We start from the raw sequence: 15,225 nt of genomic DNA on the forward strand, positions 1-15,225 counted from the left end.
CCTTATTTTTTCCTATGACTGAGGCTAGCTATCTCCGAGAGAAGCTTGAGAGGATGTCTCCCACCGAGAGGGTAGAGCGAGTTGTTGTCCAACACTTTGCTTTTCCTCTCCTGCAGGCGCTTGGCTTTGACGAGTCGGAAATTAGATATGAATTCGAGACAGGTTGCGGCCAGGTCGATCTCGCAGCAAGAAAGAACGGAGATCCTGAAGATACTTTCCTTAGATCCCCGAAGAATCCCTACTTGCTTTTGGAGGCAAAATCTAGAGCAGTTAATCTCAGAGAAGGATCTTACTATAGAGATGCAGTTTGTCAGATAGAAAGTTACTTGCTTGCCAAGAACTGCAAATCTGCAAAATGGGGAATTATCACCAATGCAAATAACATCCAGCTTTGGAGGAAGCATGGAAAAGTCGTTCACCCTGCTACAGCAAACCTTGATATTAGCTCAGATAACATTGAGAGCATAGTGCGTAACTTGCGAGACAAGATAGAAAACTATGAGCGCGCTCTGACTGTATGCGTGTATAACAATAAAGGGGGCGTAGGCAAAACAACGACGGTCATTAACCTTGCGGCAGCACTAGCAACCAAGGGAAAAAAGGTCTTAGTTGTTGACTTTGATTCTCAGGGTGATCTGACAGGAAGTTTGGGAGTCACTCCTGGAAAAATTACACTGACGCAATGTTTAAAGGATCCCAAAATAGACGTCCATGCCATTGTCCAAACATATAGACTCGAGGGTAAACGGATTATATTTTCCATCTTCGAAATCTTTGACAGACTCAAAGGCAAGCAGAGTACCCTTCCCATCTTCGACATTATCCCAAGAGACCCTGAACTAGAGACGTTGACTGATAGCCGGGCAGTAGCATATATCCCAAAGGGAACTCGGCGCCTTCGCGATCTCATTGCCCCTCTTCGCAATGAGTATGATTACATCCTAATCGACTGCCCAACTCAATGGCTTTACTTTAGCCAGAGTGGTGTTTTTGCTGCCGATGTTATTTTGATACCTACCCGCCCCGACGATCTGTCTTCCCTGAATAATGCTGCTAGAGTAATCACCCAGTTTATTCCAGAAACTGCTAGGTCACGACAGGATGGTGGCCCCAGGACTTTGCCTATCTTTTTCAATGGCGTCACCTCCTCAGGAAGCGAAAACACTATTAAACGAGCACATGATGAGATAGACGAAATTGTCAGCCAAGAGAGAAGCATGAACCTACTTCCATATTTCCGGCCAAAACCTAAGAAAGGTAATGAGGACAAATACATTTTCAGAATACCTGAATATGCAGTGATAAAAACTGCAGCCTTTGAAGGAGTCCCTGCCGTCTTTAAGCGCAGGAAAGTTTTAGAATACTACCAGAGTCTTGCCCGTGAGTACTTTATCGATGAGTGAGTTTTCAGATCTAGGTAGGTTGGTTAACTTACCCCTTGAGAGCATTACGCCCGCCGACGGGTTTTCTGCTCCCTCCTTCCTTGTTACAGCAGCCGCAAATCAGCTAAGGGCAACAGGAGGACACAACTGGGTTCCTCTGCTGGTGGCCGAGGCTGGCAACTATCAGTACAAGGCCATTGGTAACCATTTTGTCTATGCAGTTGCTCGAGAGGCAGGGCTGGAGAGGCTCTGGTGCATTGTTGTCGATCCCGACCCAGAGCAGGTTAAGCAGGCCCAAATCCTCACCAGAGAAATTGTCCCAAAGGTGAATCTGACAGAGGCCCCGAGAGAAACTATCTTGGCTGCGCTGAGATACCTGGCTGAGCAACCTGGCACTCCGCTCAAGGGAGTTGATATAACCATTGCAGCCGCGCGAATTGCGGAGGCAGATAGGAGCTGGTGGCAGGACTTAACCCCCATAACCAAGCTGGGGTGCAAAATTACACGAGGCAAAAAGTTGGAGGCCCTGAAAGAAGTATTTTTTCTAGCTCCTACAGCGCCACCCCCTAGCCAGAAGAAGTCGTCTAAAAAATCCACAGCATCTGCCAGGGCCAAGAAAACAAGCGCAACTCGCTCTCGGAAAAAGAAAGAGGGCTAGAAGGGCGGCAGAGCAAGACCAGCTTTACTCTTCTCTTAGTACCGCTGTTCTCCTACCCAAAGGCCCACCAGCGCTGCTTGGCCCCAGGGATCCACCTTCACCTCTGCTCGCAGTGTTTCTGGGTTGCGGCGGATCTCTAGTTCCAGAACATCTCCCAGCGCTTCCGAAATGAAAAACTCTTCGATCCCAAACCTAAGCTGCCTACCATCAAACCACCCTTGTAGGACAACCTCTTTAGGTTGCAGCTCCCTGGGTCGGTCGCGGCTGATGCCGATGGCCTGCCAGGGTTGAGCGGGATCCCCATTGGGAGGGGCCAAGCGCAGGTAGAGGATCCCTGGCCTACTCAGCTCAGGTGACCAGCCAGGTAGCTTCTCCAAAGTGGAAAACTGGGCAACGGTGTAGCTCAAAGCTACGTAGCGGCCCCGCAAGAGGTCATAGGGATCCACAGGAGCAATCTGCAAGTAGATGGGGGTGCCGGTGGCGAGGGTAAGCGCTTTCCGGGCTGGTACCAGTGCAACCAGGCCCACCTGTAGCAGCAGGGCTAGCCAAAATCGCCGTAGGGATCCCTGGGGAGAAGGAGTTGACACAGATAGCCGGGGAGAGCAATTTTTAGGGAGCAGTTTCAATGCAGAGATGCTATTCTAGGCTAAGCACCTCCCTGGCTCAGTAGCTCAGCGGTAGAGCAGGGGACTCATAAGCCCTGGGTCGCGTGTTCAAATCACGCCTGAGCCATCCCAAGAAGAGGTTGGCGTAGTGCTGGTGAATCCCAGATACACTAGTCAAGCCTGCTCTAAGGATCTGCCTATCCAGCAGCGCAGGAAGGGGTTAGGGTGCGGGCATTGTGGCTGGGAAGAAATGAGACTGCGCTTTTGGGGGCTGCTGTAAACCAGCCCGCTAGAGGCTCGTGAGTGGCTTGCCAACTGCAGGGCTACGTTCGCGCTTGCGGGAGGAGTCCTTACAGCCCCCAGCTTTTACCCCTGCTCTAAAGAAAAAGCAATGCCTTAGCTAGAAAAACTCTCTCAAACGATCGATAATAGGCCAGCGCACTGCTTTCTCTTCTTAAAACTGTGGCCTTGACTTGCTCACCGCCATCGCGCTTTGCTCAAGCCATTCAGCGGGGAGAATTTCTGCTCACCGCCGAGATCACCCCACCCAAGGGATCCGACACCACTGCCATGCTGGCTTTGGCCCAGCAGCTCAAACAGCGGGTGCACGCCATCAACATAACTGACTCCAACCGGGCTGTTGCCCGCATGAGCCCCTTGGCCGCCTCGCTGCTGCTGCATCAAGCGGGCATTGAGCCCATCCTGCAACTGGCCTGCCGGGATCGCAACCGCTTGGCTCTCCAGGGGGATCTGCTAGGAGCTTCGGCTCTTGGACTGCGCAATGTTCTAGCCCTGACGGGGGATCCCATCCACGTCGGGGATTGCCCCGATGCTCGAGCCGTCTTTGACCTGGAGTCGGTGCGCCTGCTGCAGCTTATCCAGCGCCTCAACAGCGGCCTTGACTGCAACGGCAAACCCCTTCCTGACGGCGGCACCTGCCTGTTTCCGGGGGCAGCGGTAGAGCCACAATCCCCTAGCTTTTCGGGCCTGGAGCGGCGCTTCTACCGCAAGCTGGAGCACGGGGCCCAGTTTTTCCAGAGCCAGATGGTGACCGACTTCGACCAACTGGAGCGCTTCATGGACAAGCTGGGGCGCCCTGCCGGCAAGCCCATCCTGGCCGGTATCTTTCTGCTCAAGTCTGCCAAAAACGCCCTGTTCATCAACCGCAACTTGCCGGGGGTGCAGATTCCGGAGGCCATCATCCAGCGGCTGGCCAAGGCTCCCGACCCCCTGGAAGAAGGGATTCGCATTGCCGCCGAACAAGTGCGCCAGGCCCGCCAGATCTGCAACGGCGTGCACCTGATGGCCGTCAAGACCGAACATCTCATCCCCCGCATCCTTGACGAGGCCGGGATCCCACCTCTTAGCAACTAGCTCAACACCTGCTCCAGCCCGTAGACCAATCCCTTGAGCTGCAACACCTTGCGGATGCCCAGGATCACCCCCGGCATAAAGGCCACACGGTCGGTGATGTCGTGTCTTAGGGTGAGCGTCTGCCCCATGCCGCCGAAGATTACTTCCTGGTGGGCGACCAACCCCGGCAGGCGAACGCTGTGGATGGGGATGTTGGGGCCAGGGATCCCACCCCGCGAGCCGGGGATCAGCTCCCTTTCTTCCACCTCGGGGGGGTTGAACGCCTTGCCCAGTTGTCCCAGCCGCTGGGCCGTCTGCAGAGCTGTGCCACTGGGGGCATCGGCCTTGCGGTTGTGGTGCAGCTCGACGATCTCCACGTGATCGAAATATTGAGCCGCCTGCAGCGCCATCTGCTGCAGCAGGATCATGCCGATGGCAAAGTTAGGCGCAATGAGGCAGCCCACGCCAGCCTTGTCCGCTAGATCCCGCAGCCGCTCCAGTTGCTCCGGCGTTAGGCCGGTTGTCCCCACCACTGGCCGCACCCCAAAGGCAATTGCCGAGCGGACGTTTTCGTACACAGAGCTAGGATGGGTGAAGTCCACCATGACGCCTCGGGTACTCTGCTGCGACAGCCGCAGCAGCTGCCCTGCCAGGTCGTCGCTAATGGCCACTCCCAACGCTCCTAGCCCTAACACCTCGCCAATATCTGCGCCTAGGTGCGAACGAGCCACTGCTCCCACCAACCTCATGTCGGGGGTTTGGGCCACTGCTCGCACCACCTCCCTCCCCATCCTGCCCAGGGCTCCTACCACTAAGACGGGGATGGGCTCAGAATTTTGTCCTTCTTGCTCGACTGCCGTCGCCACCGCCTGCCCCCTTACCTTGGAGCGCTAGAGATCCCCGTCCAGGCCATCACAACTTCACCTCAATGTCTACCCCTGCCGGCAGATCTAGCTTCATCAAAGCATCGATAGTCTTGGAGGAGGGGGAATAGATATCGATAATGCGCCGGTGGGTGCGGATTTCAAAATGTTCCCGCGAGTCCTTGTCTATGTGAGGAGAACGCAGCACACAGTAGAGGCGCCGCCGCGTCGGCAGCGGAATTGGCCCCACTGGCACTGCCTCTGTTCGGCGGGCTGTATCCACAATTTTGGCGCAGGAAGTATCCAGCAGCCGATGGTCGTAGGCCTGCAAGCGGATGCGAATTTTTTGTTGGGTTAAGGTAGCCATACTGGAAGAGAGAGTAGGGTGTACTTAAAAGGCAACAGGGATCGAGTCCTCTGGAGTAACCAGCGCCCAATCCCTGCTGCGAGCCAGTAGCTTACTTCAGGATCTTGGAGACTACCCCAGCTCCAACCGTCCGACCGCCTTCGCGGATGGCAAAGCGCATCCCCTGCTCAATGGCAATGGGTCGGATGAGCTCCACCGTCATCCTAACGCGGTCGCCCGGCATCACCATCTCCGGCTTCGAGCCATCGTCAGCCGTAAAGGAGGAAATGGTGCCCGTGACGTCGGTGGTACGCACGTAGAACTGGGGACGATAGCCCGCAAAGAAGGGTGTGTGGCGGCCCCCCTCTTCTTTGGTGAGGACATAAACCTCCGACTCGAACTGGGTGTGGGGGGTGATGGTTTTGGGCTGGGCTAGGACCATGCCCCGCTCCACTTCGTTTTTCTGAATACCCCGCAGCAAAACGCCGACGTTGTCGCCTGCAATCCCCTCGTCCAGCGTCTTCTGGAACATCTCCAGACCCGTCACCGTGGTGGAGCGGGTCTCGCGCAGCCCCACGATCTCTACCGTATCCCCCACCTTGATGCGGCCGCGCTCAATTCGGCCGGTTGCCACCGTACCACGACCTGTAATCGAGAAGACATCTTCTATTGCCATCAGGAAGGGCTTGTCTACTTCCCGCACTGGCGTCGGGATGTAGGAGTCGACCGCATCCATCAACTCATGGATCTTGTCCACCCACGGATCCTCACCCCGCTGGGTTTTGGGGTTGGCTTGCATCTTCTCCAAAGCCTTAAGAGCCGATCCCCTGACAATCGGGATTTCGTCGCCGGGGAAATCGTACTTGGACAGGAGCTCCCGCACCTCCAGCTCTACCAGCTCCAGCAGCTCCTCGTCGTCCACCATATCTACCTTGTTGAGGAAGACGACGATGTTGGGCACTCCTACCTGCCGGGCCAGCAGGATGTGCTCCCGCGTCTGCGGCATGGGTCCATCTGCCGCCGACACCACCAGGATGGCCCCGTCCATCTGGGCTGCCCCTGTGATCATGTTTTTTACGTAGTCAGCGTGGCCAGGGCAGTCCACATGGGCGTAGTGACGCTTCTCTGTCTGGTACTCCACGTGGGCCGTGTTGATGGTGATACCGCGGGCTCTCTCCTCGGGCGCCGCGTCAATCTCGTCGTAGCGCTTGGGCGTCGCTTGGCCGAGGGCAGCCAAGGTCATGGTAATGGCGGCGGTCAACGTCGTCTTACCATGGTCCACGTGGCCAATGGTGCCAACATTAACGTGGGGTTTGGTGCGTTCGAACTTAGGGCGTGCCATGAATCCTCACTTCCTTTTTCAGTTAGCTACATTTCCTTTGCTTTTGGCAATGATGGCTTCCGCGATATTGCGAGGAACTTCCTCGTAGTGGCTAAACTCCATCGTAAAGATACCCCGCCCTTGCGTCTTGGAGCGGATGTCGGTGGCATAGCCAAACATCTCTGCCAAGGGAACCTTGGCGGTGACTTTGGAAGTGCCACCTTCGGTAGTCATCCCCTCCAGCTGGCCGCGGCGGGCGTTGATATCCCCAATGACATCCCCGACAAAGGCTTCGGGCACTTCCACCTCCACCTTCATCACGGGCTCCAAGAGTACGGGGTTGGCTCTGCGAGCGGCTTCCTTGAGAGCCAGTGAACCGGCAATCTTAAAGGCCATCTCGCTAGAGTCCACCTCGTGGAAGGAGCCGTCCACCAGGGTGACGCGGATATCAATCAGCGGATAGCCAGCCAATACGCCGGACTCGCAGGCTTCGCGGATCCCTTGCTCAGCCGGTGGAATGTATTCCTTAGGAATGACCCCACCCACAATTTTTGAGATAAACTCGAAGCCTGTACCTGGCTCTGCCGGCTCCAAATCAATCACCACGTGGCCATACTGGCCGCGGCCACCGGTTTGGCGGATAAACTTCCCTTCCACACGGCTGACGGCCTTGCGGATGGTTTCGCGGTAGGCCACCTGCGGGTTGCCGACGTTGGCCTCCACGTTGAACTCCCGCAGCATTCGGTCTACCAGAATCTCCAGGTGGAGCTCGCCCATGCCGGAGATAATGGTTTGGTTGGTTTCTGGATCCACCGAGACGCGGAAGGTGGGATCTTCCTTGGCCAGGGCCTGCAGCGCCCTCGAGAGCTTGTCAACATCCGCCTTGGTTTTGGGCTCAATGGCCACGGAGATGACCGGCTCGGGGATGTAGAGGGATTCTAGGATCACCGGAGCATTTTCGTCGCAGAGGGTGTCGCCGGTGGTGGTGTCCTTCAGGCCCAGCACCGCTCCCAGATCCCCTGCCCGCAGCTCATCTACATCCAGACGCTCATCTGCCTTGAGCACCACCAGTCGCGAGATGCGCTCTTTCTTGTTTTTGGTAGAGTTGAGCACGTAAGTGCCCTTGGTCAGAACGCCGGAGTAGACGCGAATAAAGGTGAGATCTCCATACTTGTCGCTCATCAGCTTAAAGGCAAGGGCGGAGAAAGGCTCCTCGTCACTGGCCTTGCGTGACACCTCTGTGCCATCCGGCAGTATGCCCTTGATGGCTGGAATGTCGATGGGAGAGGGGAGGTAATCCACCACTGCATCCAGAAGCATCTGGATGCCCTTGTTCTTAAAGGCAGAGCCACAGAGCATCGGCACAATTTGACCGCTGATGGTGCCCTTGCGCAGACCTAGTATTAAATCTGCTTCGCTCAAGTCCTCCTCGGCAAAATACTTTTCCATCAGGGTTTCATCGACTTCAGCCACCGCTTCCACCAGCTTGGCCCTGTACTCTGCTGCCAGATCCTTCATTCCCTCTGGGATCGGCTCGGAGCGAATGTCCTTGCCAAGCTCATCCATGTAGATGTAGGCCCGCCTGCGCACCAGATCAACGATGCCGCGGAATTCTTCCTCTGCCCCAACAGGCAATTGAATGGGAACGGCATTGGCTTTAAGGCGCTCCCGGATCTGGTTGCAAACCTTGAGGAAATTGGCCCCCATGCGATCCATTTTGTTAACAAAAGCAATGCGGGGCACGTTGTAGCGATTAGCTTGGCGCCAGACCGTCTCTGACTGCGGCTGCACGCCTGCTACGGAGTCAAAGACAGCAATCACGCCGTCCAGCACCCGCATGGAGCGCTCCACCTCAATGGTGAAGTCCACGTGGCCGGGTGTATCGATGATGTTGATGGTGTACTCTGGCGCACCGGCAAGAGGCTGGGAGGGGTTTTCCGGATCCCGCTTTGTCCAGCGGGTGGTGATGGCTGCAGCCGTGATGGTGATACCCCGTTCCCGTTCCTGTTCCATCCAGTCGGTTACCGTGGTTCCCTCGTGAACCTCGCCCATCTTATGCACCAGGCCCGAATAAAAAAGAATCCGCTCCGTCGTCGTGGTCTTGCCGGCATCGATGTGAGCTGCGATGCCGATATTGCGGACTCGCTCTAGGGGAACTGTGCGCGCCACGTTAACCTCCCAATCCTCGTCGCCCTGCGACCTAGGCAAACTAAAAAACCTTTACAATTTTAATCTCTTTTGCCGACTTTTCTCCAGATCCTACGCCTCTCCTAGGCTATGGAGAGGGATAGCAACCACTGCCTCCTTACTTGGCCAGACAAGCTCAGTAGCGGTAGTGAGCAAATGCTTTGTTGGCCTCAGCCATACGATGGACTTCCTCTCGCCGACGGATGGCACCGCCGGTTTCGTTGGCTGCATCGATGATCTCGTTGGCCAACTTGGCTGACATAGTACGGCCTGAGCGAGTGCGGGCAAAGGTGACTAGCCAACGCAGCGCCAGCGAGGTACCTCGCTCCGGCCTCACCTCCACGGGTACTTGATAGGTGGCCCCACCCACCCGCCGCGCTTTGACCTCCACCAGAGGGGTGACGTTGCGCACGGCATTTTCCAGAACGGCCAGCGGCTCCTGGCCAGTGCGCTCCCTTACAAGGTCAAGAGCCTCGTAGAGAATCCTGGCAGCTAGAGACGCCTTGCCCCTCATCATTATCTTGCGCATGAGCATGCTCACCAAACGGCTCCCGTATTTGGGATCGGGGGGCACTTCACGACGAGGGGCACGGCTACGGCGAGACATAGTGGGACTGTCTAGAGAGGGGTAATGCAGAATAGGAAACTGGTCTCGGAAGAAGACTATTTCTTCTTGCCTGTAGTGGCTGGCGCTTGACCAGGCTTGGGTCGTTTTGCGCCATACTTGGAGCGGCCTTGCTTGCGGTCTTTGACTCCTGCAGCGTCAAGGGTGCCGCGAATGATGTGGTAGCGCACGCCAGGTAAGTCTTTTACCCGTCCGCCGCGCACTAGAACCACTGAGTGCTCTTGCAGATTATGGCCAATGCCGGGAATGTAAGCTGTAATCTCAAAGCCAGAGGTCAGCCGAACCCGTGCCACCTTCCGCAGGGCTGAGTTGGGCTTTTTAGGCGTTGTTGTGTACACTCGCGTGCAAACTCCCCGCCGCTGCGGACATCCTTTCAAGGCGGGTGACTTGCTCTTGCGGACAGCAATGCTTCGCTCTTTGCGAATTAGCTGTTGAATGGTGGGCATGGGTTGGCCAGGACGGCTAGTCTTTATTTGGCAGTACCTAATCCTAGCAAGCAGGGATCCCGCCGTCAACCGTCGGGTCTCCAGCTCCTCTTCTAGACGGAAACCGACAGGAGCACCTTGCAGCAGCCATGGGCTGGCTGGATTGGTGGATTGCACTTCCCTGCCCGCTCTGCCAGCGGCCAGCTAGGGGAGTGTTTTGTCAAGACTGCCAGAGGCAATTGCAGGCGGAGCGGCTCGACTCCTGGCCGGTCACCACCTCGCCCTGGCCGCTTTATGCTTGGGGGATCCACCGGGGAGCGCTGCGGAGAGCCCTCTATTCCCTGAAATACCAGGGACAGCGGCGGATTGGCGCGGTCTTGGGGGAATGGCTGGGATCCCGCTGGCTGGAGAGCCGGCAGCGGCGTTCTGACCTGCTTCGTCAGGACTATACAGTGGTGCCCATTCCGCTCCATGCGGAGCGGCTGCAACAGCGGGGCTACAATCAGGCAGCCTTGATCAGCCAGGCTTTCTGCGAGCGCACGGGTCTTCGCCACCTGCCCACTGCCCTGGTGCGGGTGCGGGCCACGGCGCCCCAACACGAGCTTAACCCCCAGCAGCGTCGGCAAAATCTAGCCGGAGCCTTTGCCCTCAAGTGCCCTCCGGCTACGCCGGTGTTGCTGCTGGATGACATCTACACCACCGGCTCTACGGTAGAGGCAGCGCACCAGGCTTTGGCTGCTGCCGGGATCCCTGTGGCGGGGGTGATTGTGGTGGCCAAGGCAAAGCAAGCTGCCGATTGCTCCAACCTGCCCTGGCAGCTCCGACGAAGGGGCCAAGCTTGACTACTGCGCCTGGTGCGAGTCTGCCTGGTGGGGATCCACGTTCTGTTGCAGGGCTGCCTGGTGAGGATCCACATTGAGGAACACAGTGGCCTCCCCCTCAACGCGGATGATGCGCAAGGGGGGAAGGGAGTCTGTTGGGTTTTGGATGCGCTCTTGCAGCTTCTCGTAAAACAGCAGATCCGCTAGTTGGGCGTTTTTCGCTGCCGCCTTCCCTTTCAGCTCAATGGCCCGTTGGTTCGCTGCCGCCAGGATTAACAGCCGCTCCGTTTCTTTTTCTTGGATCTGCGCCCGCACCGCTGCCGTCTGCGCAGTAATCGAGGCCACCTGTTTGCGCTCAATGGAATCCCGCAGGGCCTGGGGGAAATCGGCATGGCCTAGGAAGAGGCCTTCTACCTCTATCAAGGGCAAGGTTTGGCCGTTGCGGTTGACGGTGGGCATCTCTTGGCGGATCAAGTCCAGGGCCTGCTGCTCGATGGCCATGCGCTGGCTTTTGCGGTAAAAATCCTCAGACTCGAAAGAGGCGGAGATATCGCGGATTTTGGAGCGCACCAACGGCACCACCACTGTTGAAAGATAGTTCTCGCCGATGGTGGCGTGCAACTCGTCCAGGGTGGCGATGTTGGGTCGGAGGGCAATAGCCACGTCGACGGTAAAGGCTTGCCCATCGGCAGTGTTAACTGCAATAGCGTTGCTGATGGCATTGGGGGAGTTGGGGTCGTTGGTAAACTCCCAAACGCGGGTGAGCACGGTGTAGGTAATCGGCGTCTCGATCCCCGGGATCCGGAACATCACCCCCGGCAGCTCCACCCGCCCCTTTTGCAACCCGGAAAAGGTATTGAACACCACGGTGGCGTGGCCAGGCGGGGTGACGTACAGGCAGGCGCGAACCAATCCCAGGGCTGCTAGGAAAGCAATTGCTGCTCCGGCTAACCAACGCATCTGGCGCGGCGGCACTTCCTCTGTCGGATACACGGCAGTTGCTCCTGTTCCAAGATTGGGGCTGACGGCACGGCTACTTAGTAACCAGCGTCTCTAGGCGGGATCCCAGCACGGCAGCCTTCACTACCTCCAGGTACTGGGGATTTCGGGTGAGGGCCTCGGCTTTGGCTTGCAGTTGACCGGCTTCTGCCTCGGCTTGAGAAATGATGGCGCGGGCCTCCTGACGCGCCTGCTCGATCTCATATTGTTTTTTCACCAGTTCGTTTTCGGCGATGGTCTTTGCTTCGATAGCCGCTACAAAATCGGGGTCGAAGTCGATGTCTCGCAGCAGAAAGTCCAAAACCTCGATGCCATATTCCTTGAGCAAAAGGGCCACCCGTTCCCGGATTTGCCCCTGGAGCACTGGGCGCTCGGTGGAATACAAAGCCTGGGCGGAAAAGCCGCTGGTCTCGTTGAGGATGACCGAGCGGACAATGGGAGCGATGCGATCGAGGTAGTTCTCCCCCAGTTGGGTATAAACCTTGGGAGCGTCCACAATGCGAAATTGCAGTGTTGCCTCAGCGGCAATCAGCTGTCCATCCTGAGAAAGGGCCAGCAGCCGCGGCGCGTAGGCGTCGGGATCCTCGTCCCTCCAGGTCAGAGCTTGGGTTTTCACATCGAAGGTAACCGTGCGCGAGACAAAGGGCGGTACCCAGTGCAGGCCTGGCTGTAGGGGCGTTGGGCTCACTCCCCCTCCCCAGGTAAACAGCACCATGTTCTCGCCGTTGCCCACCAAGCGCAGCGGCCTCCCCGCTGCCACCAGGATCAACACCGCTCCCGCCAGAGTAAGCTGGGGCAGCCAGCGGCTTACCTGCCTTGGCCACCTTTCCATCGGCAGCTGCCTCCCTCCTGCCCTTGCCAGTATTGTTGCCACCGCCTTCAGAGGGAGGCAGGAGCTTTCGCCATCTTTTAAGCTTTCTGCCCGGCTTTCCTAGCCTCGGGCAAGTTGCAGAAGGACGAGAAAGCGGGAGCGCCAACGTCCCTGAATCTCGAAAAGTTCGCAAAAGTTCACTTCACAGTTTGCAAAGACTCAGGATAAGCCGGCGAAAAGAGAAGAAGATTAAAACATGATAAAGATTTGGGTTGCCGTTCATGCTGCCTCCTCTCGATTACGAGCGGCGAGAGATCCAGGTGCCACCCTCCTGTATCGCGCTGGCAGCCCAGGCTCTAATCCGGCAGGGGGTATCCGTCTACTGGCGGGAAGACAGCCTGTCTGCTCTCATTCAGCTGGGAGCCAGAGGAGCTAGCGATCGAGCTGCCATTTTGTTGGTGGAAATGAGCCTTGCCAGCCAACCGGAGGAGCTGAAGAGCTGGCTGGAGATGTGCTGGCGACTACCCAGCCATCGCCGCGAGCTGTTGCAGGTGCGAGGATAGGGGATCGCTTCTTCTGCAGGCGCGCCAGTCTTGCAAAGTAGGCTGGGGGGATTTGGTCCTGAAAGACAGGGGCCAGGCGCTGCAAAATAGTCTGTAGTCTAGCACCCTCAGCCTATGGATCTCTTGCGGCAGTACGTCCTTCCCGCCCTGATCCTACTGGTATTCCTGTTTACTCTGGTGGTGGTGAGCATCCGCTCGTTTCTACCCCAAGATATGGCCCAGCCTGCACCGATAGAGGAAGCCCCTCCTGTAGCTCTTTCTGGTTGCTGGATGCCTGCCTATGTCTGAAACTGGGATCCCTTTGCCTGCCGGCTACCGTTGGCGCATTGGCTCTGCCTGGGATCGACCCTGGGTGCGGCGGGGACTGCAGGCCACTTTGCAGGAATCTTTCCCCGAGCAGAAGCACTGGGATCACCTGGAGAAGACGCTAGATCGCCTCTTTGACCCCCCGCGTACCCCCTGCTGGTGGATCTTGAAAGAAGAGACAGGGGAGCCAGTGGGCGGTGTTTGGGCCGGCATCTCTACCGATCAAGCCACCTATCGGCGGGTAGCCTACGTCTTCTTGCTCTGGGTGGATCCTGCTCACCGCCGGCGAGGGCTGGGCAGGGCCTTGATGCAACAGGTGGAACGCTGGGGATCCCAGCAGCAGTTGGCAGCCATCACCCTGCAGGTTTATCGCCACAACCAGGCTGCCCTCAACTTTTACAAGCAGGCCCACTTTAGCGTGCAAGGCTACTGGCTGTATAAGCCCCTCGGCGGCGCCAGCACAGCTGATCCAGAAGGTTATGAAGTTTTGTAAGTAAGCCAGGCCTTGTTCTCAGCTCTCTTTTTGATGAAAGCGGTGGCAACGAGTGGGGGGAACGCCCATGTCCAGACCTGTCAAGCTGAGCGAAGCGGAGATCCAAGCCAAGCTGGAAAGCCTGCCGGGCTGGTCCTTGCGGGAGGGAAAGCTGCACCGCCAATTTCAGTTTCGCTCTTTCGTCGAAGCCTTTGGCTGGATGAGCAGTGTGGCCTTGGTGGCTGAGAGCATGGGCCACCATCCCGAATGGACCAATGTGTACAACCGTGTGCGGGTGGATCTCACCACCCACGACGCCGGGGGCATTACGGAGCTGGACTTTGCCTTGGCACAACGCATGAACGAGCTAGCCGGCTCCTCGGCAGCCAATGGCTGAGCTGAGGCAAGCAAGCAGGGATCCCCCTTTTTGGGTCTGCTCCCAGACCGAGAGGGGGTGTGTTGGGAGCTATCTCAGTCTGATAAACTAAGGCCGAGGTTAAGAAATGATAACTTTATGAACGTGCTGGTTGTCGGGGCAACGGGAACCCTGGGCCGTCAGGTAGTGCGGCGGGCTATTGAGGAGGGCCATCAGGTCACCTGTCTGGTGCGAAACCCGGCTAAGGCTGCTTTCCTAAGCGAATGGGGGGCCCACCTCAAAGTGGGGAACCTGCTGCAGCCAAGCACGCTCCGAGAGGCCATGGAGGGTGTTGAGGCGGTGATTGACTGTGCCAGCGTGCGACCAACCGACACGCTCACCACCCGCCAGGTGGATTGGGATGGCAAGGTCGCTTTAATCAACGCCGCTCGGGCCGCCCAAGTGGGGCACTTTATCTTTTTTTCCATCATGGGCGCTCAGCACGAATACCCCAATGTGCCCCTGATGAACTTTAAGCACCACATTGAGAAGTATCTGGTCGGATCCCAGATGCCCTACACCATTTTTCGCCTGGCGGGCTTCATGCAGGGGCTGATTGGCCAGTACGCCATCCCCATTTTGGAAGAGCAAATCGTTTGGGTAACCAGCGAGAGCGTTCCCACGGCCTACCTCGACACCCTAGACGCAGCCCGGTTCGCGGTGCGGGCCCTCAGCCTCGAAGCAGCCAAGCGACAGATCTTTCCCTTGGTGGGGCCCAGGGCTTGGACTTCCCAAGAGGTCATTGCCCTGTGCGAGCAGCTTTCTGGCAAAAAGGCCAAGGTCAGGACCATACCCCTGGGCCTGTTGCGGGGAGCGCGCAAGGTAGCTCAGTTCTTTCAGTGGAGCTGGAACATTGCCGACCGGCTGGCGTTTGTGGAGGTGATTGCCGCCGGAGAGCCAATGCACGCTGACATGACACCGGTGTGCGAAGCCCTAGGCATTGAACTGGCTTCCCTGACCTCCCTCGAGGACTTCCTCGCAGACTACTTCCAGAGGATGTTGAAACGGATTCGCGAGCTGAAGGTTAAACAACCCAAGAAGGTCAAGACGCCTTTCTAAGGGAAACTGCAGCC

General features: G+C 57.4%; 18 protein-coding genes and 1 tRNA gene. 10 read left to right on the forward strand and 9 right to left on the reverse strand.

The genetic code is table 11. The features are described 5' to 3' along the window. The first annotated feature begins 53 nt into the window (after positions 1 to 53). Both NW806_RS04680 and NW806_RS04685 read left to right on the forward strand, forming a co-directional pair. Positions 54 to 1,403 carry an AAA family ATPase gene (locus NW806_RS04680; RefSeq protein WP_414410202.1) on the forward strand — a complete coding sequence of 450 codons (1,350 nt, stop codon included), beginning with the start codon at positions 54 to 56 and terminating at the stop codon, positions 1,401 to 1,403. After that, positions 1,381 to 2,040, forward strand: a complete 660-nt coding sequence (locus NW806_RS04685; RefSeq protein WP_414410254.1) for a Rho termination factor — start codon at positions 1,381 to 1,383, stop codon at positions 2,038 to 2,040. Before NW806_RS04680 ends, NW806_RS04685 begins: the two co-directional genes overlap by 23 nt. A gap of 35 nt (positions 2,041 to 2,075) precedes the next feature. Here the strand turns inward: NW806_RS04685 and NW806_RS04690 are convergent, their stop codons facing one another. Then, on the reverse strand, positions 2,076 to 2,627 hold the full coding sequence (locus tag NW806_RS04690; protein WP_414410203.1) for a GDYXXLXY domain-containing protein: 552 nt from the start codon (positions 2,625 to 2,627) through the stop codon (positions 2,076 to 2,078). Between the two features lie 73 nt (positions 2,628 to 2,700). Between NW806_RS04690 and NW806_RS04695 the strand changes: the two genes are divergently transcribed. Both NW806_RS04695 and NW806_RS04700 read left to right on the forward strand, forming a co-directional pair. After that, positions 2,701 to 2,772: transfer RNA gene (locus NW806_RS04695), tRNA-Met, on the forward strand. 335 nt (positions 2,773 to 3,107) lie between these two features. Next, positions 3,108 to 4,019: a methylenetetrahydrofolate reductase gene (locus tag NW806_RS04700; protein WP_414410204.1), complete on the forward strand. Its 912-nt coding sequence runs from the start codon at positions 3,108 to 3,110 to the stop codon at positions 4,017 to 4,019. Here NW806_RS04700 and dapB read toward each other — a convergent pair. The 6 genes from dapB to rpsL all read right to left on the reverse strand — a co-directional run bounded on the left by dapB (position 4,016) and on the right by rpsL (position 9,786). Further along, a complete protein-coding gene (gene dapB / locus NW806_RS04705) occupies positions 4,016 to 4,789 on the reverse strand; it encodes a 4-hydroxy-tetrahydrodipicolinate reductase (RefSeq protein ID WP_414405223.1) in 774 nt (257 codons plus the stop codon). The two genes, NW806_RS04700 and dapB, sit on opposite strands and share 4 nt — an antisense overlap. 121 nt (positions 4,790 to 4,910) lie before the next feature. Continuing rightward, positions 4,911 to 5,228, reverse strand: a complete 318-nt coding sequence (gene rpsJ / locus NW806_RS04710; protein WP_414396025.1) for a 30S ribosomal protein S10 — start codon at positions 5,226 to 5,228, stop codon at positions 4,911 to 4,913. A gap of 91 nt (positions 5,229 to 5,319) precedes the next feature. Further along, positions 5,320 to 6,549, reverse strand: coding sequence for an elongation factor Tu (gene tuf / locus NW806_RS04715; RefSeq protein WP_414410205.1), 1,230 nt, complete (start codon positions 6,547 to 6,549; stop codon positions 5,320 to 5,322). A gap of 18 nt (positions 6,550 to 6,567) precedes the next feature. After that, positions 6,568 to 8,697, reverse strand: coding sequence for an elongation factor G (gene fusA, locus NW806_RS04720; RefSeq protein ID WP_414410255.1), 2,130 nt, complete (start codon positions 8,695 to 8,697; stop codon positions 6,568 to 6,570). A gap of 154 nt (positions 8,698 to 8,851) precedes the next feature. Next, entirely contained in the window at positions 8,852 to 9,322 is a 471-nt protein-coding gene (gene rpsG / locus NW806_RS04725; RefSeq protein ID WP_414410206.1) for a 30S ribosomal protein S7, read from the reverse strand. Between the two features lie 56 nt (positions 9,323 to 9,378). Beyond that, positions 9,379 to 9,786: a 30S ribosomal protein S12 gene (gene rpsL, locus NW806_RS04730; protein ID WP_414410207.1), complete on the reverse strand. Its 408-nt coding sequence runs from the start codon at positions 9,784 to 9,786 to the stop codon at positions 9,379 to 9,381. A 128-nt stretch (positions 9,787 to 9,914) separates the two neighbouring features. Between rpsL and NW806_RS04735 the strand changes: the two genes are divergently transcribed. Then, complete coding sequence (locus NW806_RS04735; RefSeq protein ID WP_414410208.1) at positions 9,915 to 10,607, forward strand: ComF family protein; 693 nt, start codon at positions 9,915 to 9,917, stop codon at positions 10,605 to 10,607. On the opposite strand, the gene NW806_RS04740 is transcribed toward NW806_RS04735, so the two are convergent. Next, positions 10,608 to 11,579, reverse strand: coding sequence for a prohibitin family protein (locus tag NW806_RS04740; RefSeq protein WP_414410209.1), 972 nt, complete (start codon positions 11,577 to 11,579; stop codon positions 10,608 to 10,610). It abuts the gene before it with no gap. 40 nt (positions 11,580 to 11,619) lie between these two features. Then, on the reverse strand, positions 11,620 to 12,417 hold the full coding sequence (locus tag NW806_RS04745; RefSeq protein ID WP_414410210.1) for a prohibitin family protein: 798 nt from the start codon (positions 12,415 to 12,417) through the stop codon (positions 11,620 to 11,622). Between the two features lie 260 nt (positions 12,418 to 12,677). On the opposite strand from NW806_RS04745, the gene NW806_RS04750 reads away from it, so the two are divergent. The 5 genes from NW806_RS04750 to NW806_RS04770 all read left to right on the forward strand — a co-directional run bounded on the left by NW806_RS04750 (position 12,678) and on the right by NW806_RS04770 (position 15,211). Further along, positions 12,678 to 12,959 (forward strand): hypothetical protein, encoded by a 282-nt coding sequence (locus NW806_RS04750; protein ID WP_414410211.1) that lies wholly within the window; start codon positions 12,678 to 12,680, stop codon positions 12,957 to 12,959. A 114-nt stretch (positions 12,960 to 13,073) separates the two neighbouring features. Further along, the gene (locus NW806_RS04755) at positions 13,074 to 13,247 is read left to right on the forward strand and encodes a hypothetical protein (RefSeq protein ID WP_414396014.1); all 174 of its coding nucleotides are present in this window, start codon (positions 13,074 to 13,076) and stop codon (positions 13,245 to 13,247) included. After that, the gene (locus NW806_RS04760) at positions 13,240 to 13,758 is read left to right on the forward strand and encodes a GNAT family N-acetyltransferase (RefSeq protein WP_414396013.1); all 519 of its coding nucleotides are present in this window, start codon (positions 13,240 to 13,242) and stop codon (positions 13,756 to 13,758) included. The genes NW806_RS04755 and NW806_RS04760 overlap by 8 nt, the downstream gene beginning before the upstream one ends. 67 nt (positions 13,759 to 13,825) lie before the next feature. Next, positions 13,826 to 14,134, forward strand: coding sequence for a 4a-hydroxytetrahydrobiopterin dehydratase (locus tag NW806_RS04765; protein WP_414396012.1), 309 nt, complete (start codon positions 13,826 to 13,828; stop codon positions 14,132 to 14,134). A 117-nt stretch (positions 14,135 to 14,251) separates the two neighbouring features. Then, the gene (locus tag NW806_RS04770) at positions 14,252 to 15,211 is read left to right on the forward strand and encodes an NAD(P)H-binding protein (RefSeq protein ID WP_414410212.1); all 960 of its coding nucleotides are present in this window, start codon (positions 14,252 to 14,254) and stop codon (positions 15,209 to 15,211) included. The last annotated feature ends 14 nt before the right edge of the window (positions 15,212 to 15,225 follow it).

The organism is Synechococcus sp. W65.1, assembly GCF_047461615.1.
GTDB lineage: Bacteria > Cyanobacteriota > Cyanobacteriia > Thermostichales > Thermostichaceae > Thermostichus.

What these genes read in the sequence shown, in the direction of transcription:
- NW806_RS04735 (WP_414410208.1), top strand. Translation starts at nt 9,915, where the DNA reads ATGGGCTGGCTGGATTGGTGGATTGCACTTCCCTGCCCGCTCTGCCAG.
- NW806_RS04760 (WP_414396013.1), top strand. Translation starts at nt 13,240, where the DNA reads ATGTCTGAAACTGGGATCCCTTTGCCTGCCGGCTACCGTTGGCGCATT.
- NW806_RS04680 (WP_414410202.1), top strand. Translation starts at nt 54, where the DNA reads ATGTCTCCCACCGAGAGGGTAGAGCGAGTTGTTGTCCAACACTTTGCT.
- NW806_RS04770 (WP_414410212.1), top strand. Translation starts at nt 14,252, where the DNA reads ATGAACGTGCTGGTTGTCGGGGCAACGGGAACCCTGGGCCGTCAGGTA.
- tuf (WP_414410205.1), bottom strand. Translation starts at nt 6,549, where the DNA reads ATGGCACGCCCTAAGTTCGAACGCACCAAACCCCACGTTAATGTTGGC.
- NW806_RS04755 (WP_414396014.1), top strand. Translation starts at nt 13,074, where the DNA reads ATGGATCTCTTGCGGCAGTACGTCCTTCCCGCCCTGATCCTACTGGTA.
- dapB (WP_414405223.1), bottom strand. Translation starts at nt 4,789, where the DNA reads ATGGGGAGGGAGGTGGTGCGAGCAGTGGCCCAAACCCCCGACATGAGG.
- rpsL (WP_414410207.1), bottom strand. Translation starts at nt 9,786, where the DNA reads ATGCCCACCATTCAACAGCTAATTCGCAAAGAGCGAAGCATTGCTGTC.
- NW806_RS04745 (WP_414410210.1), bottom strand. Translation starts at nt 12,417, where the DNA reads ATGGAAAGGTGGCCAAGGCAGGTAAGCCGCTGGCTGCCCCAGCTTACT.
- rpsG (WP_414410206.1), bottom strand. Translation starts at nt 9,322, where the DNA reads ATGTCTCGCCGTAGCCGTGCCCCTCGTCGTGAAGTGCCCCCCGATCCC.
- NW806_RS04765 (WP_414396012.1), top strand. Translation starts at nt 13,826, where the DNA reads ATGTCCAGACCTGTCAAGCTGAGCGAAGCGGAGATCCAAGCCAAGCTG.
- rpsJ (WP_414396025.1), bottom strand. Translation starts at nt 5,228, where the DNA reads ATGGCTACCTTAACCCAACAAAAAATTCGCATCCGCTTGCAGGCCTAC.
- NW806_RS04750 (WP_414410211.1), top strand. Translation starts at nt 12,678, where the DNA reads ATGCTGCCTCCTCTCGATTACGAGCGGCGAGAGATCCAGGTGCCACCC.